Origin of the sequence: Streptomyces noursei (assembly GCF_001646665.1) — a bacterium.
GTDB classification, from domain to species: Bacteria; Actinomycetota; Actinomycetes; order Streptomycetales; family Streptomycetaceae; genus Streptomyces; species Streptomyces lavendulocolor.
Genome location: NZ_LWBU01000347.1, coordinates 124232 through 150435, shown reverse-complemented (window position 1 = coordinate 150435; position 26204 = coordinate 124232). Strand labels below are relative to the sequence as shown.

Annotated in this window: 20 protein-coding genes; 14 read left to right on the top strand and 6 right to left on the bottom strand. The window is 73.5% G+C overall.

Going from position 1 to position 26204, the window contains the following annotated elements; genetic code table 11:
* The first annotated feature begins 125 nt into the window (after nucleotides 1–125).
* A complete protein-coding gene (locus A4V12_RS24285) occupies nucleotides 126–3026 on the top strand; it encodes a vitamin B12-dependent ribonucleotide reductase (protein ID WP_064071521.1) in 2901 nt (966 codons plus the stop codon).
* 101 nt (nucleotides 3027–3127) lie between these two features.
* On the opposite strand, the gene A4V12_RS24280 is transcribed toward A4V12_RS24285, so the two are convergent.
* Nucleotides 3128–3658, bottom strand: coding sequence for a TerD family protein (locus A4V12_RS24280; protein ID WP_064071520.1), 531 nt, complete (start codon nucleotides 3656–3658; stop codon nucleotides 3128–3130).
* A gap of 74 nt (nucleotides 3659–3732) precedes the next feature.
* Nucleotides 3733–4692, bottom strand: a complete 960-nt coding sequence (locus A4V12_RS24275; protein WP_064071519.1) for a DUF1152 domain-containing protein — start codon at nucleotides 4690–4692, stop codon at nucleotides 3733–3735.
* A 118-nt stretch (nucleotides 4693–4810) separates the two neighbouring features.
* On the opposite strand from A4V12_RS24275, the gene A4V12_RS24270 reads away from it, so the two are divergent.
* The 6 genes from A4V12_RS24270 (at nucleotide 4811) to A4V12_RS24245 (ending at nucleotide 11557) form a co-directional block, all read left to right on the top strand.
* A complete protein-coding gene (locus tag A4V12_RS24270; protein WP_064071518.1) occupies nucleotides 4811–5416 on the top strand; it encodes a YdbC family protein in 606 nt (201 codons plus the stop codon).
* A 127-nt stretch (nucleotides 5417–5543) separates the two neighbouring features.
* Nucleotides 5544–6203, top strand: coding sequence for a histidine phosphatase family protein (locus A4V12_RS24265; protein ID WP_064071517.1), 660 nt, complete (start codon nucleotides 5544–5546; stop codon nucleotides 6201–6203).
* A gap of 12 nt (nucleotides 6204–6215) precedes the next feature.
* Entirely contained in the window at nucleotides 6216–7130 is a 915-nt protein-coding gene (locus tag A4V12_RS24260; RefSeq protein WP_064071516.1) for an ADP-ribosylglycohydrolase family protein, read from the top strand.
* Nucleotides 7131–7637: 507 nt separating this feature from the next.
* Entirely contained in the window at nucleotides 7638–9482 is a 1845-nt protein-coding gene (locus A4V12_RS24255; protein WP_423564471.1) for a DUF4153 domain-containing protein, read from the top strand.
* Nucleotides 9483–10069: 587 nt separating this feature from the next.
* A complete protein-coding gene (locus tag A4V12_RS24250) occupies nucleotides 10070–10780 on the top strand; it encodes a ribonuclease HII (protein WP_064071515.1) in 711 nt (236 codons plus the stop codon).
* Nucleotides 10781–10909: 129 nt separating this feature from the next.
* On the top strand, nucleotides 10910–11557 hold the full coding sequence (locus A4V12_RS24245; RefSeq protein ID WP_064071514.1) for a hypothetical protein: 648 nt from the start codon (nucleotides 10910–10912) through the stop codon (nucleotides 11555–11557).
* A gap of 213 nt (nucleotides 11558–11770) precedes the next feature.
* On the opposite strand, the gene A4V12_RS24240 is transcribed toward A4V12_RS24245, so the two are convergent.
* Entirely contained in the window at nucleotides 11771–12400 is a 630-nt protein-coding gene (locus A4V12_RS24240) for a hypothetical protein (protein WP_064071513.1), read from the bottom strand.
* A 217-nt stretch (nucleotides 12401–12617) separates the two neighbouring features.
* Complete coding sequence (locus A4V12_RS24235; RefSeq protein ID WP_064071512.1) at nucleotides 12618–14798, bottom strand: RecQ family ATP-dependent DNA helicase; 2181 nt, start codon at nucleotides 14796–14798, stop codon at nucleotides 12618–12620.
* Nucleotides 14799–14999: 201 nt separating this feature from the next.
* On the opposite strand from A4V12_RS24235, the gene A4V12_RS24230 reads away from it, so the two are divergent.
* From A4V12_RS24230 to A4V12_RS24210, 5 genes are all read left to right on the top strand, one after another.
* Entirely contained in the window at nucleotides 15000–16382 is a 1383-nt protein-coding gene (locus tag A4V12_RS24230; RefSeq protein WP_064071511.1) for a DUF4192 domain-containing protein, read from the top strand.
* Between the two features lie 115 nt (nucleotides 16383–16497).
* Nucleotides 16498–18537: a glycogen debranching N-terminal domain-containing protein gene (locus A4V12_RS24225; RefSeq protein WP_064071510.1), complete on the top strand. Its 2040-nt coding sequence runs from the start codon at nucleotides 16498–16500 to the stop codon at nucleotides 18535–18537.
* A gap of 119 nt (nucleotides 18538–18656) precedes the next feature.
* Nucleotides 18657–19427 carry an NUDIX hydrolase gene (locus tag A4V12_RS24220; protein ID WP_064071509.1) on the top strand — a complete coding sequence of 257 codons (771 nt, stop codon included), beginning with the start codon at nucleotides 18657–18659 and terminating at the stop codon, nucleotides 19425–19427.
* A gap of 108 nt (nucleotides 19428–19535) precedes the next feature.
* Nucleotides 19536–21410 carry an ATP-binding cassette domain-containing protein gene (locus A4V12_RS24215; protein ID WP_064071508.1) on the top strand — a complete coding sequence of 625 codons (1875 nt, stop codon included), beginning with the start codon at nucleotides 19536–19538 and terminating at the stop codon, nucleotides 21408–21410.
* Nucleotides 21411–21591: 181 nt separating this feature from the next.
* Nucleotides 21592–22479 (top strand): FCD domain-containing protein, encoded by an 888-nt coding sequence (locus A4V12_RS24210; RefSeq protein WP_079137297.1) that lies wholly within the window; start codon nucleotides 21592–21594, stop codon nucleotides 22477–22479.
* A gap of 308 nt (nucleotides 22480–22787) precedes the next feature.
* Here the strand turns inward: A4V12_RS24210 and A4V12_RS38125 are convergent, their stop codons facing one another.
* Complete coding sequence (locus A4V12_RS38125) at nucleotides 22788–22955, bottom strand: hypothetical protein (RefSeq protein WP_179166852.1); 168 nt, start codon at nucleotides 22953–22955, stop codon at nucleotides 22788–22790.
* On the opposite strand from A4V12_RS38125, the gene A4V12_RS24205 reads away from it, so the two are divergent.
* Both A4V12_RS24205 and A4V12_RS24200 read left to right on the top strand, forming a co-directional pair.
* Nucleotides 22888–24435 (top strand): RNA polymerase sigma factor, encoded by a 1548-nt coding sequence (locus tag A4V12_RS24205; protein ID WP_064071581.1) that lies wholly within the window; start codon nucleotides 22888–22890, stop codon nucleotides 24433–24435. The genes A4V12_RS38125 and A4V12_RS24205 overlap by 68 nt on opposite strands.
* A gap of 151 nt (nucleotides 24436–24586) precedes the next feature.
* Nucleotides 24587–25405 carry a serine protease gene (locus tag A4V12_RS24200; protein WP_064071506.1) on the top strand — a complete coding sequence of 273 codons (819 nt, stop codon included), beginning with the start codon at nucleotides 24587–24589 and terminating at the stop codon, nucleotides 25403–25405.
* Between the two features lie 196 nt (nucleotides 25406–25601).
* Here the strand turns inward: A4V12_RS24200 and A4V12_RS24195 are convergent, their stop codons facing one another.
* Nucleotides 25602–25829 carry a DUF7455 domain-containing protein gene (locus A4V12_RS24195; RefSeq protein ID WP_064071505.1) on the bottom strand — a complete coding sequence of 76 codons (228 nt, stop codon included), beginning with the start codon at nucleotides 25827–25829 and terminating at the stop codon, nucleotides 25602–25604.
* Between the last annotated feature and the right edge of the window lie 375 nt (nucleotides 25830–26204).

Sequence of the window (26204 nt, the reverse complement as noted above, 5' to 3'; positions counted from 1 at the left end):
CAGCCGCTGAGCGGCACATGACGTGTCACGGGTGCTGTGCGTGGTGCCCGGGACAACAGACAGAAAACGTGCCTTGGGAAGATCTGGGCACTTCAGGGTGTTTTTGCCCGTATATGGGAGGCGGCATGACAGAGACGGCGAGCGGCCCGGCACGAGGGTCCCGTACCAAGGGGACCAAGGTGAACAAGGGTCTGCGTATCGAGCGCATCCACACCACCCCCGGCGTGCATCCGTACGACGAGGTCGTGTGGGAGCGTCGTGACGTCGTCATGACCAACTGGCGCGACGGCTCGGTCAATTTCGAGCAGCGTGGCGTCGAGTTCCCCGACTTCTGGTCGGTGAACGCGGTCAACATCGTCACCAGCAAGTACTTCCGCGGGGCCGTCGGCACCCCGCAGCGCGAGACCGGTCTGAAGCAGCTGATCGACCGGATCGTGAAGACCTACCGCAAGGCCGGTGAGGACTACAACTACTTCGCCTCGCCCGCCGACGCCGAGATCTTCGAGCACGAACTGGCCTACGCCCTCCTGCACCAGATCTTCAGCTTCAACTCGCCGGTGTGGTTCAACGTCGGCACGCCGCAGCCCCAGCAGGTCTCCGCCTGCTTCATCCTGTCCGTCGACGACTCCATGGAGTCGATCCTCGACTGGTACAAGGAAGAGGGCATGATCTTCAAGGGCGGTTCCGGCGCCGGCCTGAACCTCTCCCGCATCCGCTCCTCCAAGGAGCTGCTCTCCTCCGGCGGCAACGCCTCCGGCCCGGTCTCCTTCATGCGCGGCGCCGACGCCTCCGCCGGAACGATCAAGTCCGGTGGCGCCACCCGCCGCGCCGCCAAGATGGTCATCCTCGACGTCGACCACCCCGACATCGAGGACTTCATCGAGACCAAGGTCAAGGAGGAGGAGAAGATCCGCGCCCTGCGCGACGCGGGCTTCGACATGGACCTGGGCGGCGACGACATCACGTCCGTCCAGTACCAGAACGCCAACAACTCCGTCCGCGTGAACGACGAGTTCATGAAGGCCGTGGAGTCCGGCGGCAAGTTCGGCCTGCGCGCCCGTATGACCGGTGAGGTCATCGAGGAGGTCGAGGCCAAGGCCCTCTTCCGCAAGATGGCCGAGGCCGCCTGGGCCTGCGCCGACCCGGGCATCCAGTACGACGACACCATCAACCACTGGCACACGTGCCCGGAGTCCGGCCGCATCAACGGCTCGAACCCGTGCAGCGAGTACATGCACCTGGACAACACCTCGTGCAACCTGGCCTCGCTGAACCTGATGAAGTTCCTCAAGGACGACGGCAAGGGCAACCAGTCGTTCGACTCGGTGCGCTTCGCCAAGGTCGTCGAGCTGGTCATCACCGCGATGGACATCTCCATCTGCTTCGCGGACTTCCCGACGCAGAAGATCGGCGAGAACACCCGCGCCTTCCGTCAGCTGGGCATCGGCTACGCCAACCTCGGCGCCCTCCTCATGGCGACGGGCCACGCGTACGACTCCGACGGCGGCCGCGCCCTCGCCGGCTCCATCACCTCGCTGATGACCGGCACCTCGTACAAGCGCTCCGCCGAGCTGGCCGCGGTCGTCGGCCCGTACGACGGCTACGCCCTCAACGCCGAGCCGCACAAGCGGGTCATGCGGCAGCACGCCGACGCCAACGCCAAGGCCGTCCGCATGGACGACCTGGACACCCCGATCTGGGCCGCCGCCACGGAGGCCTGGCAGGACGTGATCCGCCTCGGCGAGAAGAACGGCTTCCGCAACGCCCAGGCGTCCGTCATCGCCCCGACCGGCACCATCGGTCTGGCGATGTCCTGCGACACCACCGGCCTGGAGCCCGACCTCGCGCTGGTCAAGTTCAAGAAGCTGGTCGGCGGCGGCTCGATGCAGATCGTCAACGGCACCGTGCCGCAGGCGCTGCGCCGCCTCGGCTACCAGGAGGAGCAGATCGAGGCGATCGTCGCCCACATCGCCGAGCACGGCAATGTGATCGACGCGCCCGGCCTCAAGCAGGAGCACTACGAGGTCTTCGACTGCGCCATGGGCGAGCGTTCCATCTCCGCGATGGGCCACGTCCGCATGATGGCCGCCATCCAGCCCTGGATCTCCGGCGCGCTCTCCAAGACGGTCAACCTCCCCGAGACGGCCACCGTCGAGGACGTCGAGGAGGTCTACTTCGAGGCGTGGAAGATGGGCGTCAAGGCGCTCGCCATCTACCGCGACAACTGCAAGGTCGGCCAGCCCCTCTCCGCCAAGAAGAAGGAGCAGGAGAAGGCCGAGGTCACCGAGAAGGCCGAGGAGACGATCCGCGCCGCGGTCGAGAAGGTCGTCGAGTACCGCCCCGTCCGCAAGCGCCTCCCCAAGGGCCGCCCCGGGATCACCACCTCGTTCACGGTGGGTGGCGCCGAGGGCTACATGACCGCCAACTCCTACCCGGACGACGGTCTCGGTGAGGTCTTCCTGAAGATGTCGAAGCAGGGTTCGACGCTCGCCGGCATGATGGACGCCTTCTCCATCGCCGTCTCGGTCGGTCTCCAGTACGGCGTGCCGCTGGAGACGTACGTCTCGAAGTTCACCAACATGCGCTTCGAGCCGGCCGGCATGACGGACGACCCGGACGTGCGGATGGCGCAGTCGATCGTCGACTACATCTTCCGCCGCCTGGCGCTGGACTTCCTGCCCTTCGAGACCCGCTCGGCGCTCGGCATCCACTCGGCCGAGGAGCGCCAGCGCCACCTGGAGACCGGTTCGTACGAGCCGTCCGACGAGGAGGTGGACGTCGAGGGCCTGGCCCAGTCCGCCCCGCGCCAGCAGGAGGCCCCGAAGGCGGTCGCGGCCGCCGCGCCGGCGAAGACCGGGACGGAGGCGTCCGCCCCCAAGCAGGCGCACACCTCGGCGGAGCTGGTCGAGATGCAGCTGGGCATCAGCGCGGACGCGCCGCTCTGCTTCTCGTGCGGTACGAAGATGCAGCGGGCCGGGTCCTGCTACATCTGCGAGGGCTGCGGCTCCACGAGCGGCTGCAGCTGACGACCGTGGACGGCTGACCGCTGACAGCCGGCGCCGGCCGCACACGTGAGGAACGGGAGGGCCCGAGCAGGGTCCTCCCGTTCCGCGTGTCCGCGCCGGAGTCAGGCCGTCTCGGCGCCCATCAGCCCGGTGAAGGACTGCGGGTCGGCGTCGAAGCCCCGGACGGCGCGGCGCCAACCCCATCCCCCCGTACCCTCGCGGAGGAACTCGACGACCGTCACGGCGGTGGCGTCCCCGAGGTCGGCGAAGTCGTAACGGTCCAGCTCCCGGTAGCCCTCCTTGACGAGGACCAGGGCACCCGCGATGTCACCGAACGTCGTCCGCCCGCCGCCCTGCTGTATGGCCACCCCCACCATCACGCGCCCGTACGCCGGTGACAGGCGGTTCAGCTCCAGCGTCATCGCCTCGTCGAAACCGAAGCCCTGCCCGGTACGGCTCTCCCGCTGGAGGGTGATGGTCCCGTCCGGGGAGCGGCTGCCGAAGTGCACCACGTACGCGGGCGCGCCATGCGGCTCCTCGGCGCGGTAGACCGCGGCGATGATGTCGAGGTCACGGTCGGGGGCGCCCGAGGGGCTCGGGTCCCACTTGAGTGTCACCTCGACCTTGCCGACCCCCTTGTTGGCACTGCTCAACGGAATCCCCTCTCTGGTACCTGCTCGGCCAACTGCCCGTGGCAGACGGCTGCTTGCCATGGTGTCACGCGCGCTCAGTGCGGGATCCGGCGTGCGGGGCGCTGCCGTGGCAGCTCGTCCCGGAAGGCTTCCACCCGGCTGCTCACCTGACGGATCAGATGGGTGTCCTCGATGCGGTCCAGGTACAGGCACCGGCGGGCCAGGCCCTCCAGTTCGAAGGCGAAGTAGATCCCCATGAGCGGGTTGATGAACAGCTCGCTGCCCCGGGTGCGGGACGTGAACCGGACGTCGCCGAAGGATCCCTGGACCGCCGCCGCTATCGAACCGTTGACGATGCTCGGGAAGTCGGGGGTGTTGTCCCGGGCGTGGGCGACCGCGTCGAGGAAAAGAGCACCCTCACGGGTCGCGCGCGGCACCGAGAAGGCACCCAGATAGGCGCCGTCCCTCTCCAGGGCGGCGATGTTCTCCAGGACCAGGCCGTGGCTGACGCCGTGGTACGCGTCGACCCCGAAGCCGATCGAGGCGACGAGCCGCACCGGCACGTCCAGCCCGGCGAGCGCGGCGACGCTGGTCAGGTCCTCCTCCGGGGTGCCGAGCCCGGCCTCGTCGCCCCGCATGAGGATGTCGGTACCGCCGTCGACCAGGACGACCGCGTCGATGGCGTGGTGCTCGATCAGCGCCCGGTACGCCGCGCGCAGCGGCTGGACCCCTACGCGGGCGAAGGCGTGGACGGTGCTGGGGAGGCCGTGCAGCGCCAGCCACTGGGCGAGGGTGCGCTCGGGGAAGTACGTCTGGTGCGGCGCCGATCCGGGGGTGACGACGGCGACGTCGGGCGCCAGCCAGGAGTCCAGGGGCAGGCCCTCCACCGCGCTGAAGGCCAGGTTGGCGAGGTGGACCTCCTTGCCCTGGTGGCGCAGCGACAGGGCGAGCGGGAGCCCCGCGTAGATGTCGAAGCCGCCGCCGGCACCCGCCACGAGGACGCGTTCGGCGGATTCGAGGCGTGCGAAGAGCGGGTTGGTGTGCAGCGCGGTCATCCGATCATTGTGCCGGGGCGTTCGAACCGGGGGCGGGTGTTCGTGCCAGCCGGCCGCTGGCGGGGTGCGGTGCGCGAGACCGGGACCGGGGGGCCGCCCGGCGCCGTACGATGGCGCGGTGCTGGTCAAGTGGATTCGCTGCACCGTGGTGGACCGTCGTGGGTTCGAGCGGGGACAGCGGAAGTGGGCGGGGCTGCTGGGTGAGCCGGGTTTCCGTGGGCAGGGGGGCGGCTGGAGCCGGAGCCGGCCCGGTGTCGCCCATGTCTTCTCCTTCTGGGAGAGCCGGCCCTTCTACGACTCCTTCATGGCGCGCTCGCACGACCGGCTGGCCGCCGCGCAGTCCGGCACGTTCAAGGACGCGCAGGTCAAGCTGTTCGACCACCGGTTCGACGTGAAGACGGGGTTCGAGCCCCGCTTCACGGACGCCGACGTCGTCCGGGTCGCGCACAGCCGGATCCGCGAGGAGAGGGTCGAGCACTACGCGCTGATGCAGGAGAAGGTGTGGAACCCGGCCATGGCCGGTTCGCCGGGGATGCTGCGCGGACTGTTCGGCGAGGCGCCGGGCAACGAGTTCCTGGTCCTGTCGATGTGGCGGTCGGCGGCCGAGCACGGCAAGTACCGCACGGAGCGGGTGGAACGGCTCGCGCTGCGCGCGCAGATCGAGGCGGACGTCGCGGCCCTGACCGGCGACGTCGTGGATCTCGAAGCGGCCTGGACGGTCTGAGGGGCCCTCCGGGGCGGCGGGCGGCAGCCCCGCCGTGGAGGGGCGCTCGGCGGCGGGTACGCCGGATGGCGGCCGCCCGTACCGGGCCGGTGGAGCCGCCCCGGAAGGGGCGCTCTAGGGTCGGGGCATGGCACGACCACGGCGCATCGTTCTCGTACGGCACGGCGAATCGGAGGGCAACGCCGACGACACCGTGTACGAGCGCGAGCCCGATCACGCCCTGAGGCTCACCGACCGGGGGCGGCGCCAGGCCGAGGAGACGGGCGAACGGCTGCGGGCCCTGTTCGGGGACGAGCCGGTGAGCGTCTACATCTCGCCGTACCGCCGCACCCATGAGACGTACCACCTGCTCCGGCTGGACCCCGCACAGGTGAGGGTCCGGGAGGAGCCCAGGCTGCGCGAGCAGGACTGGGGGAACTGGCAGGACAGGAACGACGTCCGGCTCCAGAAGGCGTACCGGGACGCGTACGGGCACTTCTTCTACCGGTTCGCGCAGGGCGAGTCGGGGGCGGACGTGTACGACCGGGTCGGGGCGTTCCTGGAGAGCCTCCACCGCAGCTTCGAGGCGCCCGACCACCCGCCGAACGTCCTGCTCGTCACCCACGGCCTGACCATGCGGCTGTTCTGCATGCGCTGGTTCCACTGGACGGTCGCCGAATTCGAGTCGCTGACCAACCCGCGCAACGGCGAGACCCGGATGCTGGTGCTCGGGGAGGACGGGCGGTACGCCCTGGACCGGCCGTTCGACCGCTGGCGAGCCCCTGAGACGTACGGCACCACCGGATAGAGTGGCAGGGCGATGACCGCTGATTCCTCCTCCGAGCGGCGCTTCGAACGCGCCCTGGCCAGCCTGCGCGGGCTGGCCGTGGGAGACGCCCTGGGCTCCCAGTTCTTCGTCCCCGCCAACTATCCCCTGCTGAAGCGGCGCGAGCTGCCGCCCGAGCCCTGGCAGTGGACCGACGACACGGAGATGGCCTGCTCCGTGCTGGCCGTCCTCGCCGAGCACGGCCGCGTCGACCAGGACGCGCTCGCCCTGTCGTTCGCCCACCACCACGACTTCGACCGGGGCTACGGGCCCGCGGTCAACCGCATGCTCCGCCTGATCCGGGAGGGCGGCGACTGGCGGGAGCTGGCCGCGGGCCTGTTCAAGGGGCAGGGCTCCTGGGGCAACGGCGCCGCCATGCGCATCGCCCCGCTGGGCGCCTGGTACGCCGACGATCCGGAGCAGGCGACGCACCAGGCCGAGATCTCCTCGTACACCACCCACCAGCACCGCGAGGCCGTCGTGGGCTGCATGGCGGTCGCGGCCGCCGCCGCCCTCGCGGCCGATCCGGCGGGGCCGCCCAAGCCGGAGGACCTGCTGGACGGCGTCGTCGCGCTGGTGCCGCGCAGTGCGGTGGGCGCCGGGCTGCGCCGCGCCCGGGACATGCTCGACTACGGCGACGCGGCGACGGTCGCCGCCGTGCTCGGCAGCGGCCGGCGCACGAGCGCCCACGACACCGTGCCGTTCGCGCTCTGGTCCGCCGCCCGTTCCCTCGGCGACTTCGAGCAGGCGTTCTGGACCACCGCGCAGGTGGGCGGGGACGTCGACACGACGTGCGCGATCGCCGGGGGAGTGGTGGCCGCGACGGCTGCCGGGGTGCCGCCCGCCGAGTGGGCCGACCGTACGGAGGCGCTGCCCGACTGGCTGCCGACGGGGCCGGCCGGCGCCTGAGGCGACCGCCGGCGGCCGTCGGCTGCGGCTTGGTCGGGGGTTGGCGGTGGCCCGGTCGTATGTGGGCGGCGGCCCGGAGGCAGGCTGGTGGCGGCCCGGTCGCGGGTTGACGGTGGCCCGGTCACAGGCTGGTGGCGGCCCGGTCGCGGGCGCACTGTCACGGTCCTGCCACAGCGCGGCGGCCGAAGGGGATCGGAGCGGTTTCCGGGCTACCCTTTCGGCCACGCCGCCGCCTTGATCATGACAAGCGCGCGCCGACCAGACGCCGGGGTCGTACGGCACAGCCGCTTCGAGGTGTGCGGGCCCCGGTCGGGAGGGGGTCCCGTGCCAGACACGCCGTCCGAAACGCCACCGCCGTCGCCGTCGCGGCCGGCCGGATCGGAGCCGTCGTCCGCGCCTCCGCCGTCGCAGGCGGAAGCGCAGTCGCCGTCGCCGTCGTCCCCGGTACCGCCGGGGGAGCAACCGGCGACCGCCGGCCAGCCGGAGACGGGAGACGCCTCGGCGCCGGTGTCGCAGCAGGAGCCCTCACCGCGGCAGCAGTCGTCCTCATCCACCTCCCCGTCCTCGCCGCAGGACGCACGGCCCACGGCGCCCGCGCCGGCCCCTGATGCGGTCCCGGACACGGCCCTGGCCTCACCGGCCCCTCCGGCCGCGTCCATCCCTCCACCCCCGGCCCCGTCCCCAGCCACGTCACCCCAGCCTGCCGCCGGTGACGCGCGCGCCCGCGCGGGTGCCCATGCGGGCGGGGGAGCCGGGCCCGTACCCGGGTGGCCGGCCACGGCCGTACCGCCCTACCGGCCGCCCTCCGCCCCCGCCTCGCTCGACACCTGGCTGACGCGCATACGCCCGCGGCCGCCCGGCCCGATACCGGCGGCCGCCCTCTGGTCGGCCCTGGCCACCGCCGTCCTCAGCGCGCTCCTGCTCGGTGACGGGCTGGGCCTGAACCTCCTCATGGTCGCCGTACCGGCGAGCCTCACCGCCTACTTCGCCGCCGCCGCGGCCGGCCGCCGCGTCCGGCCCTGGACCGTCGTCTGGGGGCTGGGCGGTCTCGCCCTGCTGGTGGTGCCCGCCCTGCGCGACGCCGGCTGGCCCACCTTCCTCGCCGTGGTCGCCGCCCTGGGCCTCGCATCGCTCGCCCTGCACGGGAGCCGCGGCTGGCGCGGCATCGTCCTCGGACCGTTCGGCCTCCTCGACTCGATCGTCCCCGGCGTGCTCTGGGCCGGGCGCGGACTGCGCGAGCGGGCCGGCGGCGCCCAGGGCCGGGTGGCCCCCGTGCTCCGGACGACCGCCGTCGCGGTGGGGCTCCTGGTCGTGTTCGGCGGCCTCTTCGCGGGCGCCGACGCCGCCTTCGCCGACCTGCTCGGCTCGCTGGTGCCCGACGTGTCGGTCACCGAGGGGCCCTGGCGGTCCCTGCTGTTCGTCCTCGGGCTGCTGGGAGCGCTCGCCGCCGCCCGGACGGCCGCCGCCCCGCTGCGGTGGGACAGTCTGAAGGCCCGCCCCGGACGCCCGCGGTCACGTCTCGAGTGGGCGCTCCCGCTGATCGTCCTCGACCTGCTCTTCGCCGTCTTCAACGCCGTACAGCTCACCGTGCTGTTCGGCGGGTACGAGAAGGTGCTCAGCCAGACCGGCCTGACCTACGCCGAGTACGCGCGCCAGGGCTTCTGGCAGCTCCTGTGGGCCACGCTGCTCACGCTCGCCGTCATCGGTCTCGCCCTCCGGTGGGCGCCCCGCGGCGGGGCCCGGGACCGCACCCTGGTGCGGTCCGTCCTGGGCACCCTGTGCCTGCTCACCCTGGTGGTGGTGGCGTCCGCGCTGCGCCGGATGGACCTGTACGTCGACGCCTACGGCCTCACCCGGCTGCGTGTCTCGGTGGCCGCCATGGAGCTGTGGCTCGGCGTCGTCCTCGTCCTGCTCATGGTGGCCGGTGTCGTGGGGGCGCGCCGGCTGCAGCTCCCGCGCGCCGTCGCCGTCAGCGCGGCGGCCGGTGTCCTCGCCTTTGGACTGGCGTCGCCGGACGGGCTCGTCGCCGAGCGGAACGTGGAGCGCTACGAGACGACCGGCAAGATCGACGTCGGCTACCTGGAAGGTCTGTCGGCCGACGCCGCGCCCGCCCTCGACCGGCTGCCCGAGCCGCTGCGGTCGTGCGCCCTCCGGACCATCGCCGGGGACATGTACGAGGAGGACAAGCCCTGGTACGCCGTCAGCCTGGCGGAGGTCCGCGCCCGCGACATCGTCGACGACCGCGCGCTCACCTTCGAGGGGTACGTCTGTACTCCTGAGCGGGACGAGTACGGCGGCGAGCGGGAGGAGTACGGCGAGTTCGACGAACACGGCGAGGTGGGCAGCGACTGACGCCCGACGCCCGAAGCCGGCCGCCGCGCGGCTCGCGGCCGACGGCTCGCGGCGGCGCGGTGCCGGGCCACAGGCTCCCCGCCCCGCCCGCGATCCTGTCGAGGCCGCCAGGCGGGTCCGACCCGCTCCGATGACCCATCCCGCTGTTCGCGAATGCGACAGCAAGCCGACCCTCGGGCGTTCGCCGACCGCCTCCTCGCCGAGCGGCCGGTACTGCCGGCCGCCCCGCCGGATCGGCGTACGCCTGTTGCCTCCGGCGGATGGAGGTGGACCGGGCGGGTCCGTCAGCCCGGGACCCGGCTGCGGTGCGACCCCTGACCGGTCGCCCGCAGCGCACCGCTCGTACCGTGTGCGTCAGTGAACCGAACGAGGTGCGGACGAGCGCCTCGGCATGGCTCCGCTCCTGCGCTCCGGGCGGTTGAGGGAGCCTCTCGGCGCTCCCGGCCGGCGTGCCCGCCCGAGTGTCCCGGGGGCGCCGGGCGGCGCGCGCGACAACCCGTCGGCAGGGCCCCCGGTGGACCGCCCGGCCGGAGGATCGCAATCCGGGTATCGCGGGCGGGGCCGGGCGGCGTAACCTGTCTGGCGCCATGCCGTACGAACCACCCACACACACCGTCGAGCGCTCGCTCAGAGCGACCACCGGCGCAAAGATCGTCGCCGGGGTCGACGAGGTCGGACGCGGAGCGTGGGCCGGTCCCGTCACGGTCTGTGCCGCCGTCACCGGGCTGCGCCGGCCACCTCCCGGACTGACCGACTCCAAACTCATCAGCCCCAAGCGCCGCGCCGAACTGGCCGAGGAGCTGGAGAAGTGGGTCACCTCGCACGCTCTCGGGCACGCCTCTCCCGAGGAGATCGACGAGCTCGGGATGACCGCCGCCCTGCGGCTGGCCGCCGTCCGCGCCCTGGACGCGCTCCCCGTCCGCCCTGATGCGGTCATCCTGGACGGCAAGCACGACTATCTGGGGCGTCCTTGGCAGGTCCGTACGGTCATCAAGGGCGACCAGTCCTGTGTCGCCGTCGCCGCCGCCTCGGTGATCGCCAAGGTGAAGCGGGACGCGATGATGGCCGAACTGGAGGCGGAGTACGCCCAGTGCGCCGTCTTCGGGTTCGGGGACAACGCCGGATACCCGTCGCCCGTCCACAAGGCGGCGCTCCGGGAGTGGGGCCCCACGCCGTACCACAGGCTGAGCTGGTCCTACCTCGACGCTCTGCCCCAGTGGCGGCACCTCAAGAAGGTCCGCATCTCCGCGGAGGCGGCCGCACTGGAAAGCGGGGGCCAACTCGGCTTCGATTTCTGAACATCCGGCATCGTCCCGCCGCACAGCAGGCCACATGCGGACGTCGCGGGTATGCACCTTTCCGTGCACCTCGCATGTATGCGCCACCCGCCGGTGCCACTCGCACCGGCGTTTGATAGACATCCATTTATGCCTCTCATCCCCGAGGAGCCTCAGATTCACGAGAGTGCCCAGGGTCCCCGCGCCACTCCGGCCGCAGGCCGCCCCGCGCCGACCCCCCGACCCGTACCCGGCCCGCGTTCCGCGGCCTCGCCGCGTCCCGGACGCCCGGGCCCCGGCCCCGCGAGGCCCACGAACCCGGCGTCGCCCCGCCAGCACACCGGTGCGGCGCAGCCCCCGACGCCCCGGCCGGAGAATCGTTCCGCGCCGCGGCCCCCGTCACCGGCAGGCCCGCAGATCCAGCTGATCCCCGCCCCCGCGTCCGGCGCGCTCGACGCCGCCGAGGAAGCGGTCGACCTGCTGCTGGAGACCGGGCGGGCGCCGGGCGACATCCTGGTCCTGACCACCGGTGACCCGCACCCGTGGGCGACCCACGAGCTGTCCTTCGGCGACGCGGCCTACTGGGCCCAACACGACGCCCGCGACGACGTGTTCTTCGCGGACGCGGCCGCCGCGGAGCGCGCGTCGGCCCGGCCGGTCGTGGTCGTCGCGGTCAACGGCGGCGGTGACGACGCGGTCGCCCGCGCCCTGCCGGCGGCCATGGGCCGGGCGAGCGCGCTGCTGATCGTGTGCGGTGACCCGCAGCGGATCAACCCGGTGCTGGGCGCCGGCGTCTGAGCCCCGCGCGCAGGCGGCTCCGCGCGACGGGGCCCGCCTGCGCGGCCGGGACGGCGGCTCCTCCCGGGCCGCTGCCGCGCCCGCCCGGCGCTGCTGCCCGGGCGGCGGTCCCGCGAACGCCGTGCCGTCCGGCCGCCGGTCGCCGCCCCGGTCGCCGTGTGCCGTCGTCGTCGCCGACCACGGCACCCGGCCGCGGGAGCCCGTGCCGGTGCCTCAGCGTGCCGCGGTGCGCCGCAGGGGCTCCGCCGCGCCGCTCGCGGTGCGCGGAGCCGGGAGTATCTCGTCGGCCGAGGCGTCCGCCAGGTCGCCCGGGGGCGAGGCGGAGTGCGGGCGCCGCCCGCCGCGGCCCTCGCCCAGCACCTGCCAGCCCCCACGGGTGAGGGTGATGTACGCGCCGCAGCGCAGCCCGTGCAGGGTGCAGGCGTCCCGCAGCCCCCACATCCACGCGCCGTCCTCCTCCGTCCACCGCTCGTCCCCGTCACGGCAGTAGAGCAGGACGGCGGTACGCACCGGAGTGCGGCGCCGCAGGTCGTGCGGGATGACCCGGCGCAAGTGCGCCAGCAGGGCGTTGCGGAACTCCCAGCCGTCCGCGGGCACGGCCCGGCGCGTGAAGGAGGCGCTGGCGGCCAGCCGTTCCTCGTGGTCGAGGACGGCGACGACAGCGGTGGCGGGCGTCGGACGGTGGCGGGTGTGCAGGCCGCTGACGACCTCGCGCGGGTTGCGCAGCAGCGGGATGCCGGCCGCTGCCCACTCGGCGGGTTCGAGCATCCTGGCGAGGCGGCTGGCGGAGTCGGCGGGCGTGCTGATCGAGGTGGCTGCGGACGGAGCGAATCCGAAGGTCACGGTCCTCCCTTCGCATACGCGCCCACAGAGCGGGCAGGGTCGAGTGAGGGACGCACCGGCACAGCCCTTCTGGACCGCGAACGGGCCGTGCGGGAAGCGGATTCCAATTCTTGCTGGCGGAACGGGCAAGCGGCAACGAGCAATTGGGGCCGCTGTCTGGAATGGGCCGGTATGACACTCATATCCTTCCCCATCCATCCGGGGATGACGCGTCCCGTCACCCTTGGACGGCGAGGACCAGCGGAAACACCCCCTCCGCGCCGGCCCTGCGCAGCAGGCGCGCGGCGACCGCGAGCGTCCAGCCGCTGTCCGAGAGGTCGTCCACCAGGAGCACCGGACCGCCGGCCGAGGCCAACTCCCCGGCGAGCTCGGGCGGCACTGTCAGCGCCCGGTGCAATCCCAGCACCCGCTGCGCGCTGTTGGTCCGCGAGATCCGCGCGTCGGCGGCCTCCGGCACGTACTCGACCGAACCGAGCAGCGGCATCCGGCCCACCTCGGCGATCCGGCGCCCGAGTGAACCCACCAGCTGCGGCCTGCCGTGCGAGGCGACCGTGACGACCCCCGCCGGCCGCGGCGGCGCGTCCGGAGCCCCGGACGCCCAACCACCCGGCCCCCTGGCCCAGTCCGCCAGCACCCGCACCACGGCGTCCACCACGTCGTCCGGCACGGGGCCGTCCGGTGCCCCGGGCGCCAGCATCGGCCGCAGCCGGTTGCCCCAGCCGATGTCGGAGAGCCGTCCGAGCGCCCGGCCCGGGAAGGACAGCTCACCGGCCGGGATACGGCCCTTGAGGTCGACGCCCGCCGCCGGCAGCCCCGTCGGCCACATCTTGCGCGGCTCGACGTCCACGCCCGGGCGGCCCAGCTCACCGCGGGCGGCGTCCAGCGCGGCGGCCGACACCTTCACGTCGAAGCGGGGCCCCGCGCAGTTGTCGCACCGCCCGCACGGCGCCGCTTCCTCGTCGTCCAGCTGCCGCCGCAGGAACTCCATCCGGCAGGTGGTCGCCGACGCGTAGTCACGCATCGCCTGCTGCTCGGCCTCCCGCTGCCGCGCCACCCAGGCGTACCGCTCGGAGTCGTACGACCAGGGCTGCCCGGTCGCCGTCCAGCCGCCCTTCACCCGGCGCACCGCCCCGTCCACGTCCAGGACCTTGAGCATCGTCTCCAGGCGGGTGCGGCGCAGCTCCACCAGCGGCTCCAGGGCGGGCAGCGACAGCGGCCGGTCGGAGTGCCCCAGTACGTCGAGGGTCCGGCGCACCTGCTCCTCGGGCGGGAAGGCCACCGAGGCGAAGTACTGCCAGATCGCCTCGTCCTCCTTGCCCGGCAGCAGCAGCACCTCGGCGTGCTCCACGCCCCGCCCCGCGCGTCCCACCTGCTGGTAGTAGGCGATGGGGGAGGAGGGCGACCCCAGGTGCACGACGAAGCCGAGGTCCGGCTTGTCGAAGCCCATGCCGAGCGCCGAAGTGGCCACCAGCGCCTTGACCCGGTTGGCGAGCAGGTCCTCCTCGGCCTGCTGGCGGTCCGCGTTCTCGGTGCGGCCGGTGTAGGACGCCACGGTGTGGCCGCACTGGCGCAGGTGGGCGGTCACCTCCTCGGCGGCGGCGACGGTCAGCGTGTAGATGATCCCGGAGCCGGGCAGCTCGCCAAGGTGGTCGGCCAGCCACGCCAGCCGGTGTGCCGCGTCCGGCAGCCGCAGCACCCCGAGGCTCAGGCTCTCCCGGTCCAGCGGGCCGCGCAGCACCAGCGCGTCCGTGCCGGCGCCCGTGCCCAGCTGCTCGGCGACGTCCGCCGTCACCCGGGCGTTGGCCGTGGCGGTGGTGGCGAGGACCGGGACCCCGGGCGGCAGCTCGGCGAGCATGGTCCGCAGCCGCCGGTAGTCCGGCCGGAAGTCGTGGCCCCAGTCGGAGATGCAGTGCGCCTCGTCGACCACCAGCAGGCCGGTCGCCGCGGCGAGCCTCGGCAGGACCTGGTCCCGGAAGTCGGGGTTGTTGAGCCGTTCGGGACTGACGAGCAGCACGTCCACCGTGCCGTCGGTCACCTCCTGCTGGACGGTCTCCCACTCCTCCGTGTTCGACGAGTTGATCGTCCGGGCGCGGATCCCGGCGCGCGCCGCCGCCTCCACCTGGTTGCGCATGAGCGCCAGCAGCGGTGAGACGATCACGGTCGGGCCGCTGCCCCGCTCGCGCAGCAGCGAGGTCGCGACGAAGTACACGGCCGACTTGCCCCAGCCGGTGCGCTGCACGACCAGGGCGCGCCGCTTCTCGGCGACCAGCGCCTCGATCGCGCGCCACTGGTCCTCCCGCAGTCTCGCCGTGCCGCTGTCGTCCCCGACGAGGCGGGCGAGCACGGCGTCGGCGGCTGCGCGGAGGGTGCTGGATCCTGCGTTGCTCGTGTGCTCCATGCCCCCATGCAACAGCACGGGTACGACAACCGGCGAACCAGCGGCCGGGCGGCGGTCCGCCGGGCCGCGCCGCGCGCGTATACCAGCCGGCGGCGCCGCCCGCGAGCGGCCGGCGGGCCCTGTGGACGAAGCCGCCCGGCGCCGCGCGGCGGTTTTCCACAGGGGTCGACGGCCGACGGCGTTCGCGGGACCGTCGTGGCCATGAACAAGCACCACGACACCACCGGGCCCACCGGCGACCAGCAGCAGATCACCCTGCGCGGTCCCGCCGAACTGGCGGACGCGCTGCCGTACATGATGGGTTATCACCCCACCGATTCGATCGTGATGGTCGCGCTCCACGGCGACCGGGGCCGCTTCGGCGGCCGGCTCAGGCTCGGCATCCCGCGCTCGCCGAGGGAATGGCCACCCGTCGCCGAGCAGCTGGCCGAATGCCTCGTCGAGGGCTGCGAGCGGCGCGGGGCGCGGCCCGACGGCATCGTCGTCTTCGTGTGCCAGGACCCGGCCGAGGGCGAGACCGGCCGCCACGTCATGGAGCGGCTGCGTCCCCTCGCCCAGCGGCTGCGGACGGCCTGCGGCACCCTCGACGTGCCGGTGTACGAGGCGCTGTGCATCTCCGACGGCCGCTTCTGGTCCTACTGCTGCCCCGACACCCGCTGCTGCCCGCCCGAGGGCAACCCCCTGGCCCTCCCCGGTACGTCGGTGATGGCGGCCGCGGCGGCGTACGCGGGCATCCAGGTGCGCGGTTCGCTGCGCGACATGGAGGCGCGGCTGCTGCCCTGGCCGTACGAGACGTCCCGGTCGGCCGGGCAGCTGCGGGCGCTCGACGGCGGCGCCGCCGCCCTGGTGCCCAGGATTCTCGACGCGGAGGGGCGGGACACGGTGCGCACGGAGACGATCCGGCTGGCGGAGCAGCTGGTGCGCCGCCTCGCGGACGGCCCGCGGATCATGGACCCGGCGGCGGCCGACACCCAGGACGACGCCCTGATCGGCGACGACGAGGCGGCCGCCGTCATCCTCGGGCTGCAGGACCGGGAGACCCGGGACCGGGCGGCGGAGTGGATGGAGGGGCCCGACGCCGCCCCGGCCCTGCGGCTCTGGCGCGCACTGGCCCGCCGCTGCGTGGGCGCCTACGTCGAGCACTCCGCCGCGCCGCTGACCCTCGCCGGCTGGGTCTCCTGGTCGAGCGGTGACGAGCCCGGTGCCCGGGTGGCGCTGGGCCGCGCCCTGGAGGTCGACCCGGAGTACGTCTTCGCCAGGCTCCTGCACCAGGCGTGCAACGAGGGCCTCGACCCCGAGTCCCTCCGGCGGTGCCTGCGGGACGAGAGGGACGCGCGGGCGGCCGCGGAGGCACGGGCCGCGTCGGGGGCCCGGGCGAGGCTGCGGGGGCGGAGCGTGCCCGGCGGGCGGGCTCTTCCCGGCGGGCGCCCGGCCGCCCGGCGCGGGAAGCGCCGGTCCGCCCCGCCGGGCACCGGGAGCGGCACCCCGGTCGCCGCGCCCGGGACGGCCCGGCGGGACGGGGCCGGGGCCCGCACCGCCGCGGTCCGCCGCGGCGGGGGACGGGGGAGCAGGACCGGACGATGACGAGCGTGACCATGACGCCCGTGGCGCCGTTCCCCTTGGTGGCGGAGTCGCCCGACCCGTGCCGTCGTACCTCCAGCGGCTGTCCGGAGCGCACAGAAGGCTCAGCACACCACCCATGGACCTCACCGACCCGTCCCGGCCCACCGTCCCGCCGTTCCACCGGCCGCCGGCCGCCGGGCCCGCCCCACCGGTCACGGCCGGCCCGCCCGGGCTGCCGCCCGTGCACGACGCGCTCGTCTGCGTCGCCCTGCCGTCGTTCGCCGTCTCCCCGCGGCACGGCCAGCTCGGCGGCCAGGGCCTCGAAGGCGTCTACCACGAGGGCCGCCGGGTCCTTTCCCGCTGCCACCTGCGCGTGGCCGGACGGGACCCGCTCACCGTGCAGGGCCGGCTCCTCTCCGCCGAGCGGGCCCGGTTCCTCGCGGTGGTGCGCACGTCCGCCGACCCGGGCCCGGACCCGGGTGTCACCGTCGAACGGCTCCGGGACGCGGACGGCGCCGAACGGATCACCTTCCGCAGTTCGCTGGGGCGCACCCTCCGGCTGCCCGTCGAGGTCTGCCTGGGCAGCGACCTCGCGGACCTCGGCACCGTCGCCTCCGGCAGGCCCACCCCCGAGCTGCGCGCCACGGTCCACGACTCGGGGCTGCGCTGGACGGCTCCCGACGGCGGCCACGCGATCGTCACCGCCGACCCCCCGCCCAAGGACACCGTGGCCTCCGCGGGGCTCCTGCGCTGGGAGCTGGAGCTGCGCCCCGGCACCGCCCGCACCATCGCCATCCACGTCCGGGTCCGCTCCCAGGGCACCGCACGGCCCGGCGGCCGGACGCGCGGACGTGCCCTCACCGAGGCCCGTGCCGAGGGGGACGACCCGCGCGTCGACAGACTCCTGCGGACGGGCCTCGACGACCTGCGCGCCCTCCTGGTCCGCGACCCGGCGCACCCCTCCGACCTCCACCCGGCGGCGGGCGTCCCGTGGCGCTGCGGCCCCGCACCCGCGGAAGCGCTGTGGGCCGCCCGCATGGCCCTCCCGCTCGGCACCCGGCTCGCCGCCGGCACCCTGCGCACCCTCGCCCGCACACAGCTGCCCGGCCCGGGCCCGGGCGCCGGCCGCATCCCCGGACCGCTGCGCGACACCGGCCCCCACCTGCCGCCCAGCTGCACCGGCACGGAGGCGACCCTCGCCTTCCCCGCCGTCCTGGCCGAGGCCTTCCGCTGGGGCCTGCCGGAGCAGGACCTCGTCGAGCTGCTCCCGGCCGCCGAGCGGTGCCTCCACTGGCTGCGCGGCACCGCCGACCCGAACGGCCTGCTGCGGGAGCCCGGCCCGGCGGGGCTCCTGCGGGCCGAGACCCAGGCCCACGCCCACCGCGCCGCCCTCCTCGGCGCCGACCTCCTGGAGGCCTGCGGCCGCCCCGGGGCGGACGACTGGCGCGAGTGGGCCCGCACCCTGCGCGAGGTCTTCCAGGACCGGTTCTGGATCGACGACCGCACCGGCGGCCGTCCCGTCGCCGCCCGCACCTCCGCGGGCCTGCCGCTGCCGTACCTGGGAGGCGGCGCGGCGCACCTCCTGGACACCGGTCTCCTGGGCGGCGGCGGGTTCGCCGAGGGCCTGCTCGACAAGGTGCAGACCGAGCAGCTGGCCCGGCTGCTCGGCAGCCCCGCCCTCGACACCGGCTGGGGTCTGCGCGGCCTGGCCGCCAGGGAGCCGGCCCACAACCCCTTCGGGCACCGCTCGGGAGCGGTCCGGGTCCACGAGACGGCCGTCGCCGTCTCCGGGCTCGCCGCCGCCGGCTACGAGAAGGAGGCGGCGTCCCTGCTGCGCGGCCTGCTCGACGCCGCCGAGGCGTTCGCCTACCGGCTGCCCGAGATGTACGGGGGCGACCAGCGGACCACCGACAGCGAACCGGTGCCGCACCCCGCCGCGTGCCGTCCCGCCGCCGTCGCCTCGGCGGTCGGCGTCCACCTCCTCACCACCGTGGCGGGGGTCCGCCCCGACGTGCCGGCGCACATGGTGGCGCTGCACCCGATGCGCGGTGCCCCGCTGGGCGCCGTCCGGCTGGCCGGGCTCCGCGTCGCGGGCGAGCCCTTCGCCGTACGGGTCAACAGACTGGGACTCGGCATGGTCGAGGAGGCCGCGGCGGGCCTCCAGCTCGGCGTGTGAGCCGGCGCCCGCCGCCCGGGCGGGCACCGGCACCGGGCAGGCCGGCACGGGCGGAAGAAGTGCCGCCGGACCCTGCGTGAGGAGGTGTTTATCGTCAGGAAGACGACTATGATCGCCGCATGTCGCCCTACGACCCGTCGGCCTTTCCGCCCTTCGCCGTGACCGTCGACCTGGTGGTGCTCACGGTGCGCCGCCATGCGCTGTGCGCACTGGTCGTACGCCGTGGGGAGCCGCCGTTCCAGGGGCGGTGGGCACTGCCGGGAGGGTTCGTCCGGCCCGACGAGGACCTGGGCGCGGCCGCGGCCCGCGAACTCGTCGAGGAGACGGGCCTGTGCGCCCACGACCCGGGCTCCCCGCTGCCCGAAGCGGGCAACGGCGCCCACCTCGAACAGCTCGCCACCTACGGAGATCCTGAGCGCGACCCCCGCATGCGGGTCGTCAGCGTCGCCCACCTGGTGCTCGCCCCCGACCTTCCCGCGCCCCGCGCGGGCGGCGACGCCAACAGCGCCCGCTGGGCACCCGTCGACGAGCTGCTCGACCAGGAAGGCGGCGCCGGCCGCGAGGGCGAGCAGCCCGCGCCCCTCGCCTTCGACCACGCCCGGATCCTCGCCGACGGGGTGGAGCGCGCCCGCTCCAAGATCGAGTACTCGTCGCTGGCCACGGCCTTCTGCCCGCCCGAGTTCACGGTCGGCGAGCTGCGCCGGGTCTACGAAGCGGTGTGGGGCGTCGCCCTGGACCCGCGCAACTTCCACCGCAAGGTGACGGGGACGCCCGGCTTCCTGGTCCCCTCGGGGGGCACCACGACCCGTCAGGGAGGCCGTCCCGCCCAGCTCTTCAGGGCCGGCGGCGCGACCCTGCTCAACCCTCCGATGCTCCGCCCCGAGGTCTGACACCCGGCCGCCACCGCTCAACCCTGCACCAAAAGTCCGAAATATCGCGTTATCTTGCTGCGGTACCCGCCCTGCCGCCGAGCGGTTTCCTCTACCGCGGGAGAAGCGATGCTCCAGGCAATCGGACTGACCAGCACCCCCCGCCGAGACCGTCCGCCCGCCGTGGACGACCTGACCTTCGAAGCCCGGCCCGGCAGCGTCACCGCGCTGCTCGGCGCCACGGGTTCGGGCAAGACCACCGCCCTGCGGATGATGCTCGAACGCGAACCGGGCCGCGGGGTCACCTACTTCCGGGGCCGCCCCCTCCACCGCATCGCCCACCCCGCCCGCGAGGTCGGCGTCCTGCTCGGCGACGTACCCGGCCACCCCGCCCGGACCTGCCGCGGCCAGCTGCGCATGCTCTGCGCCGCCGCGGGCGTGCCCGCCTCCCGCGCGGACGCCATGCTCGACATCGTCGGCCTCGCCGGACTGCGCGACCAGCGGCTCGGCGCGCTCTCCCTCGGGATGGAACGCCGACTCGGCCTCGCCGCGGCCCTGTTGGGCGATCCGCACACCCTCCTGCTCGACGAGCCGGCCAACGGACTCTCGCCCCGCGAGAACAGCTGGCTCTTCGGCCTGCTGAAGGCCCACGCCGCGCATGGCGGCACCGTGCTCTACACCACCGACGACCCCAAGGAGGCCGCCCGCACGGCCGACCACGTCGTCACCATCAGCGGTGGCAGGCTGGTCGCCGACCAGGACGCGGCGGCCTTCTCCCGCACCCGGCTGCGCCCCCGCGTCGCCGTCCGCACCCCGCACGCCGCCCGACTCGCCGCCCTGGTCACCCGCGAGGCGCGCGCCGCCCAGCGCTCCGTCGAGGTGGTCACCGAGGAGGGCAACCGGCTGTGCGTCTACGGCAGCGACTGCGCCGAGGTCGGGGAGACCGCCTTCCGGCACGGCGTGCTCCTCCACCAACTCGCCGACGAGATCGGCGACACCGGACCGGGCCCGGCCACCCCCACCGCCACCCGCGCCCCCGTACCCGTACCGGCCCCCTCCCCGGCCCCGCCCACCGCGTCCCCCGCGGACCCCGAGCGCCTCACGCACTCCGAGCCCCCCGCAGACCCTGCGCGTCCCACAGCTACTGCAAGTCCCACAACGACACCCCCGTACCACTCGCATCACCAGCCCCACCCCCACCAGTTGCCGCCCCCGCTCGCGGTGAGGCCCCTCCGCAGCCCCCTGCGCCCCCTCCGGTACGAGCTGTGCCGTCTGCTGGGTGTGCCCACCGCCCGCGTGATCGCCGCGGCCACCCTGCTGGTGTCCGTCGCCCTCGCCGCGTTCCTGGCGCGCCACGGCACCACCCCCCTGCCCGCCGTGCTGGCCGCCTGGCCCACCCTCCTGCCGCTCCCGCCCGCCGCCCTGGCGGCCGGCCTGCTGGGCGCGCTGTCCTTCGGCGACGAGTACCGCCACCCGGTCCTCTCCGCCGGCGCCGGCACCGTCCCGCGCCGCCTGGGGCTGCTCCTCGCCAAGCTCGCCGTCACCGCCGCCACCGCGGTGCTGCTCGCCCTCCTGGCCGCGGCGGCCGACCTCGCGGCCCTCCGCCTCCTCTACGGCGGCGCGGTGATCCCCGTGCCGGGGGACTGGCCGGCGCTCTGTGCCGGTTGGGCCGGCCTCTCGGTGGGGTGCGCCTGGGCCGGGCTCCTGGCCGCCGGGGTGTTCCGGGCGACCATGGCGGGCGTCGCCGCCGTGCTCGCCGTGCCGGTCGTCGTCGCGCCCCTGGTGCAGCAGGTGTTGGCGGGTCCGTCCGTGCGTTCGCTCGCGGGGCTGCCGGGCAGGCTGCGCGAACTGTCCTGGACCGAGTGGCCCCACGAGGCGGACCGCTGGCTTCTGGCGGTGGCCCGGGTCGTCGCCCAACCCGTGGGCACGGCGCTGGTGTTGTCCGTGACAGCGCTTACGTGCGTTTATCTGTTCACCGGACTGCGCCGTCGGGCCCGTTGGTAGCCGTTGCGCGGCCGATGGTGACCGAGCGGTGATCGTGCCGCTCCAAACAGTCACAACTCACTTGAAAATTGCCCGGTTCCTTCCGATAAGGCGTCAATTGGAGAGCGAGCGCCGATCACCCTTTCGTGTGCTTTTCACCAAAGACCTCAAGGGTCGTGGAAGCGACGCCGACAAAGGATGCGTGAGTACCCTTGCGCACACCATGATGACCGCCGCCCGCCCCGTCGAGACCGGCCTGACGGCCCCGGGCGGACTGGACCGCTACACCTACCCGGAGACCCCCGTCGCCGACCGGGTCGGGCCCCCCTCGTGGGAGGGCGCCGACACGGACCTCGGCCGGGTGGGCCGGCGGGCGGGCGGCAGCCGCGGCCGCGGACTGCACGGCCAACTCGTCCAACAGCTCGGTCAGATGATCGTTTCCGGCGACCTCGGCGCCGACCGCCCGCTCGTACCCGAGGAGATCGGTCAGCGGTTCGAGGTGTCCCGCACCGTGGTGCGCGAGTCCCTCCGCGTCCTCGAGGCGAAGGGTCTGGTCAGCGCCCGTCCCAACGTCGGTACCCGGGTCCGCCCCGTCAGTGACTGGAACCTGCTCGACCCCGACATCATCGAATGGCGGGCGTTCGGCCCCCAGCGCGACGACCAGCGCCGGGAGCTGGGCGAGCTGCGCTGGACGATCGAGCCGCTCGCCGCGCGTCTCGCCGCCGGACACGGCCGCGAGGACGTCCAGCAGCGCCTGGGCGACATGGTCGAGATCATGGGGCACGCCTTCGCGCAGGGTGACGCGATCACCTTCTCCCGTGCCGACGCCGAATTCCACAGCCTGCTGATCCAGCTCGCCGGCAACCGCATGCTCGAGCACCTCTCCGGCATCGTCTCGGCGGCCCTCCAGGTGTCCGGATCGCCGACGATCAGCTGTGACCGCCCCGGCGAGCCCTGCCTCGCCCACCACGCGCGCATCGTCGACGCCCTGGCCAACGGCGACGGACCGGCCGCCGAGGCCGCCATGCGCCAGCTGCTGACCGTGCACCCCGAGGTGGAGCGGGTCGTTCCCGCCCCCCGCGAGCACTGAGCCGCCCCGCGGCCCAGGAGCGCTCACCCTCGCGCACGCGGCGTGTGCCGCCGGGCCCCGGACACCGTCCCGGGGGCCCGGCGCGCCCGTAGGACCCCGAACGGCGGCCGGCGCCCGCCCGGGGAGCAGGGGATTCGGTGGCGTGATAGGGGATGACCTCCCGATCTGGGGGTATTTGGATGCATACGGGGTGTGACTCGGGCCACGCGGATTGGGCGTAACGCTCCTCGATGCCCTGCGATGACCTAAGAGGTGACAGCCGAGGAGGGAATACAGCCGCCGGACACGGCGCTGTGCACCTCCGAGGTTCAGCCCGCGTCGTCGGCACATCCCCAGCCGACGGTCGTCGGCTCCGGCCCGATCATGGGCGGGGCCGGAAGCCGTTTCCATCGTTCCGAGAGGTTGTTCGTGTCGGCCAGCACATCCCGTACGCTCCCGCCGGAGATCGCCGAGTCCGAGTCTGTGATGGCGCTCATCGAGCGGGGAAAGGCTGATGGGCAGATCGCCGGCGATGACGTGCGTCGGGCCTTCGAGGCTGACCAGATTCCGCCAACCCAGTGGAAGAATGTTCTGCGCAGCCTCAATCAGATCCTCGAGGAAGAGGGTGTGACGCTGATGGTCAGTGCAGCGGAGTCGCCGAAGCGCACCCGCAAGAGCGTCGCAGCGAAGAGCCCGGCAAAGCGCACCGCCACCAAGACCGTCACCGCCAAGACGACCGTGACGAAGTCCGTCGCGGCCGCCGCGGCTCCGGCGGCCCAGGACGCGGACGCGCCGGCCGACGAGGCCGGTACCCCTGCCAAGAAGGCGGCAGCCAAGAAGACCGCCGCCAAGAAGACGGCGGTGAAGAAGACCGCCGCCAAGAAGACCACGGCCAAGAAGACCACGGCCAAGAAGGACGCCGACGAGGTCGTCGAGGGCGAGGAGCTGCTCGAGGACGTCGCGCCCGGCAAGGGCGAGGACGAGGAGGCCGAGGGCGAGAACAAGGGCTTCGTGCTCTCGGACGAGGACGAGGACGACGCGCCCGCGCAGCAGGTCGCCGTCGCCGGTGCCACCGCCGACCCGGTCAAGGACTACCTGAAGCAGATCGGCAAGGTCCCGCTCCTCAACGCCGAGCAGGAGGTCGAGCTCGCCAAGCGCATCGAGGCCGGTCTGTTCGCCGAGGACAAGCTGGCGAACTCCGACAAGCTGGCCCCGAAGCTCAAGCGCGAGCTGGAGATCATCGCCGAGGACGGCCGCCGCGCCAAGAACCACCTGCTGGAGGCCAACCTCCGTCTCGTGGTCTCGCTGGCCAAGCGGTACACCGGTCGCGGCATGCTCTTCCTGGACCTGATCCAGGAGGGCAACCTGGGCCTGATCCGCGCGGTCGAGAAGTTCGACTACACCAAGGGCTACAAGTTCTCCACGTACGCCACCTGGTGGATCCGTCAGGCGATTACCCGCGCCATGGCCGACCAGGCCCGCACCATCCGTATCCCGGTGCACATGGTCGAGGTCATCAACAAGCTCGCGCGCGTCCAGCGCCAGATGCTCCAGGACCTGGGCCGCGAGCCCACCCCGGAGGAGCTGGCCAAGGAGCTCGACATGACCCCCGAGAAGGTCATCGAGGTCCAGAAGTACGGCCGTGAGCCGATCTCGCTGCACACCCCGCTGGGCGAGGACGGCGACAGCGAGTTCGGTGACCTGATCGAGGACTCCGAGGCGGTCGTGCCGGCCGACGCGGTCAGCTTCACGCTCCTCCAGGAGCAGCTGCACTCGGTGCTCGACACGCTGTCCGAGCGCGAGGCCGGTGTGGTCTCCATGCGCTTCGGCCTCACCGATGGCCAGCCGAAGACGCTGGACGAGATCGGCAAGGTCTACGGCGTGACCCGAGAGCGGATCCGCCAGATCGAGTCCAAGACCATGTCCAAGCTGCGCCACCCGTCCCGTTCCCAGGTGCTGCGGGACTACCTCGACTGAGGTCGGACGGTCGTACGAGCCGGAGGGCCCGGATCCCGGAAGGGAACCGGGCCCTCCGGCCTGCGCGGCGAGGTCACGCCGTTGGGGTGCGGGCCGCGGCGCGCTGGTCGACTCTGGGTGAAGCTGGTTCACCGGAGAGTCAGGAGACCGCATGCGTCGTCCCATCAGCCGGAAGCGGACAGCGGCCGTGGCCGCCCTCGTGGCCTCGGCCGTCCTGCCGCTCAGTACGCCCGCGCCCGCTGCCGCCGACAGCGTCGTCGTCGGAGGCGAACCGGTGCGTGCCTCCGACAGTCCCTGGGCCGTGGCCCTCTCCAGCCGTGACCGGTTCGGGGGTACGCGGGCGGGGCAGTTCTGCGGCGGGGTGGTCGTCGCACCGACCAAGGTGGTGACCGCCGCCCACTGCCTGGGCCCGACGGTGCTCGGCACGGACGCGCGGGAGCTGAGCGACCTCAAGGTCATCGCGGGGCGCACGGAGCTGCGCGAGGCGGGCGGACGGGAGATCGCGGTGAGCGGGGCCTGGATCAGCCCCCAGTACGACGCGGACACCCAGTCCGGGGACCTGGCCGTGCTCACGCTGGCGAGTGCGCTGCCGCGCTCGTACGTCATCGAGGCGGCCCGCCGGGGCGACCCGGCCTACCGGCCCGGGACGAGCGCCGCGGTGTACGGCTGGGGCGACACGACCGGCGGCGGGGCGTACGCGTACACGCTGCGCGCGGCGAGCGTGAGCGTGCTGCCCGACGAGGTCTGCTCCCGCGCGTACCCTCCGGAGGCCGGCGGGGGGTACCTGCCCGCCACGATGCTGTGCGCCGGGGACCCCCAGGGCGGACGGGACGCCTGCCAGGGGGACAGCGGGGGGCCGCTGGTCGCGCGGGGGCGGCTCATCGGACTGGTGTCCTGGGGGAGCGGCTGCGGGGAGCCCGGCAGCCCGGGCGTCTACACCCGGGTCTCGGCGGTGCTGCCGCCCCTGTGAGCGCGGGCGCGGCAGGTGCGCCGGCGCCACCGGTGCCGGCGCACCTGCCGTCCGGCCCGCGCGAGGGCGCCCGGAAGGGCGTCACCGGCCGGGTTCGCCCGGCGACGGTATGAGAACGGGCGACCGGCCCCTCGGGAGGGACGGTCGCCCGTCGGCCGGTCCTGGACCGGCCCCTGGCTCGTCGTGGATGCGAGTGTCAGCGATCCTCATCGACTGCGGTCGGCACGGTGGTGAGCCGGTCCGTCTCATCCTGTATTTCCGCGGCGATCTTCTTGAGTTCCGGCTCGAACTTGCGCCCGTGGTGGGCGCAGAAGAGCAGTTCACCACCGCTGGTCAGCACGACGCGCAGATATGCCTGGGCGCCGCAGCGGTCGCAGCGGTCGGCGGCCGTCAGCGGGCTCGCGGGGGTCAGAACAGTAGTCACGTCGCCTCTTCTCTAGCTCGACGAGCTGTCGTACCAGGGTCAACATCCAACCAGGCCGAAAACGTTCCCGCTCGTGGCTTTTCCCTGAAAGTTTTTCCAAGGAGGCTGTCTGCTGCCGGTTGGCGGCGAATGAGCCGTATTGCTGTGCTCTACGGGTTTCGCGTTGCTTGTCTCGTTCAGTCTCGTTCAGCCCTCCCGGCGGTTGCCGGTTGTTCATGAGGACGTGCCCGGAGCCTAAATGGTTCATGCCTGGAAGGGAACGTGATGTCCACGTCACTCCATCGAGGGATCGAACACCCTTGCGACTCTGGACTAGCATGAGTTTTCACGTGGGTGGCGTGACAACGGCTCTACCAGGCCTCTGTACCCTCTGAC

Coding starts and splice junctions, on each gene's coding strand:
- A4V12_RS38125 (WP_179166852.1), bottom strand. CDS start 22,955: ATGAGCGCCATCACAGACTCGGACTCGGCGATCTCCGGCGGGAGCGTA.
- A4V12_RS24260 (WP_064071516.1), top strand. CDS start 6,216: ATGACCGCTGATTCCTCCTCCGAGCGGCGCTTCGAACGCGCCCTGGCC.
- A4V12_RS24225 (WP_064071510.1), top strand. CDS start 16,498: ATGGACCTCACCGACCCGTCCCGGCCCACCGTCCCGCCGTTCCACCGG.
- A4V12_RS24200 (WP_064071506.1), top strand. CDS start 24,587: ATGCGTCGTCCCATCAGCCGGAAGCGGACAGCGGCCGTGGCCGCCCTC.
- A4V12_RS24265 (WP_064071517.1), top strand. CDS start 5,544: ATGGCACGACCACGGCGCATCGTTCTCGTACGGCACGGCGAATCGGAG.
- A4V12_RS24215 (WP_064071508.1), top strand. CDS start 19,536: ATGCTCCAGGCAATCGGACTGACCAGCACCCCCCGCCGAGACCGTCCG.
- A4V12_RS24275 (WP_064071519.1), bottom strand. CDS start 4,692: ATGACCGCGCTGCACACCAACCCGCTCTTCGCACGCCTCGAATCCGCC.
- A4V12_RS24285 (WP_064071521.1), top strand. CDS start 126: ATGACAGAGACGGCGAGCGGCCCGGCACGAGGGTCCCGTACCAAGGGG.
- A4V12_RS24250 (WP_064071515.1), top strand. CDS start 10,070: ATGCCGTACGAACCACCCACACACACCGTCGAGCGCTCGCTCAGAGCG.
- A4V12_RS24245 (WP_064071514.1), top strand. CDS start 10,910: ATGCCTCTCATCCCCGAGGAGCCTCAGATTCACGAGAGTGCCCAGGGT.
- A4V12_RS24220 (WP_064071509.1), top strand. CDS start 18,657: ATGTCGCCCTACGACCCGTCGGCCTTTCCGCCCTTCGCCGTGACCGTC.
- A4V12_RS24235 (WP_064071512.1), bottom strand. CDS start 14,798: ATGGAGCACACGAGCAACGCAGGATCCAGCACCCTCCGCGCAGCCGCC.
- A4V12_RS24230 (WP_064071511.1), top strand. CDS start 15,000: ATGAACAAGCACCACGACACCACCGGGCCCACCGGCGACCAGCAGCAG.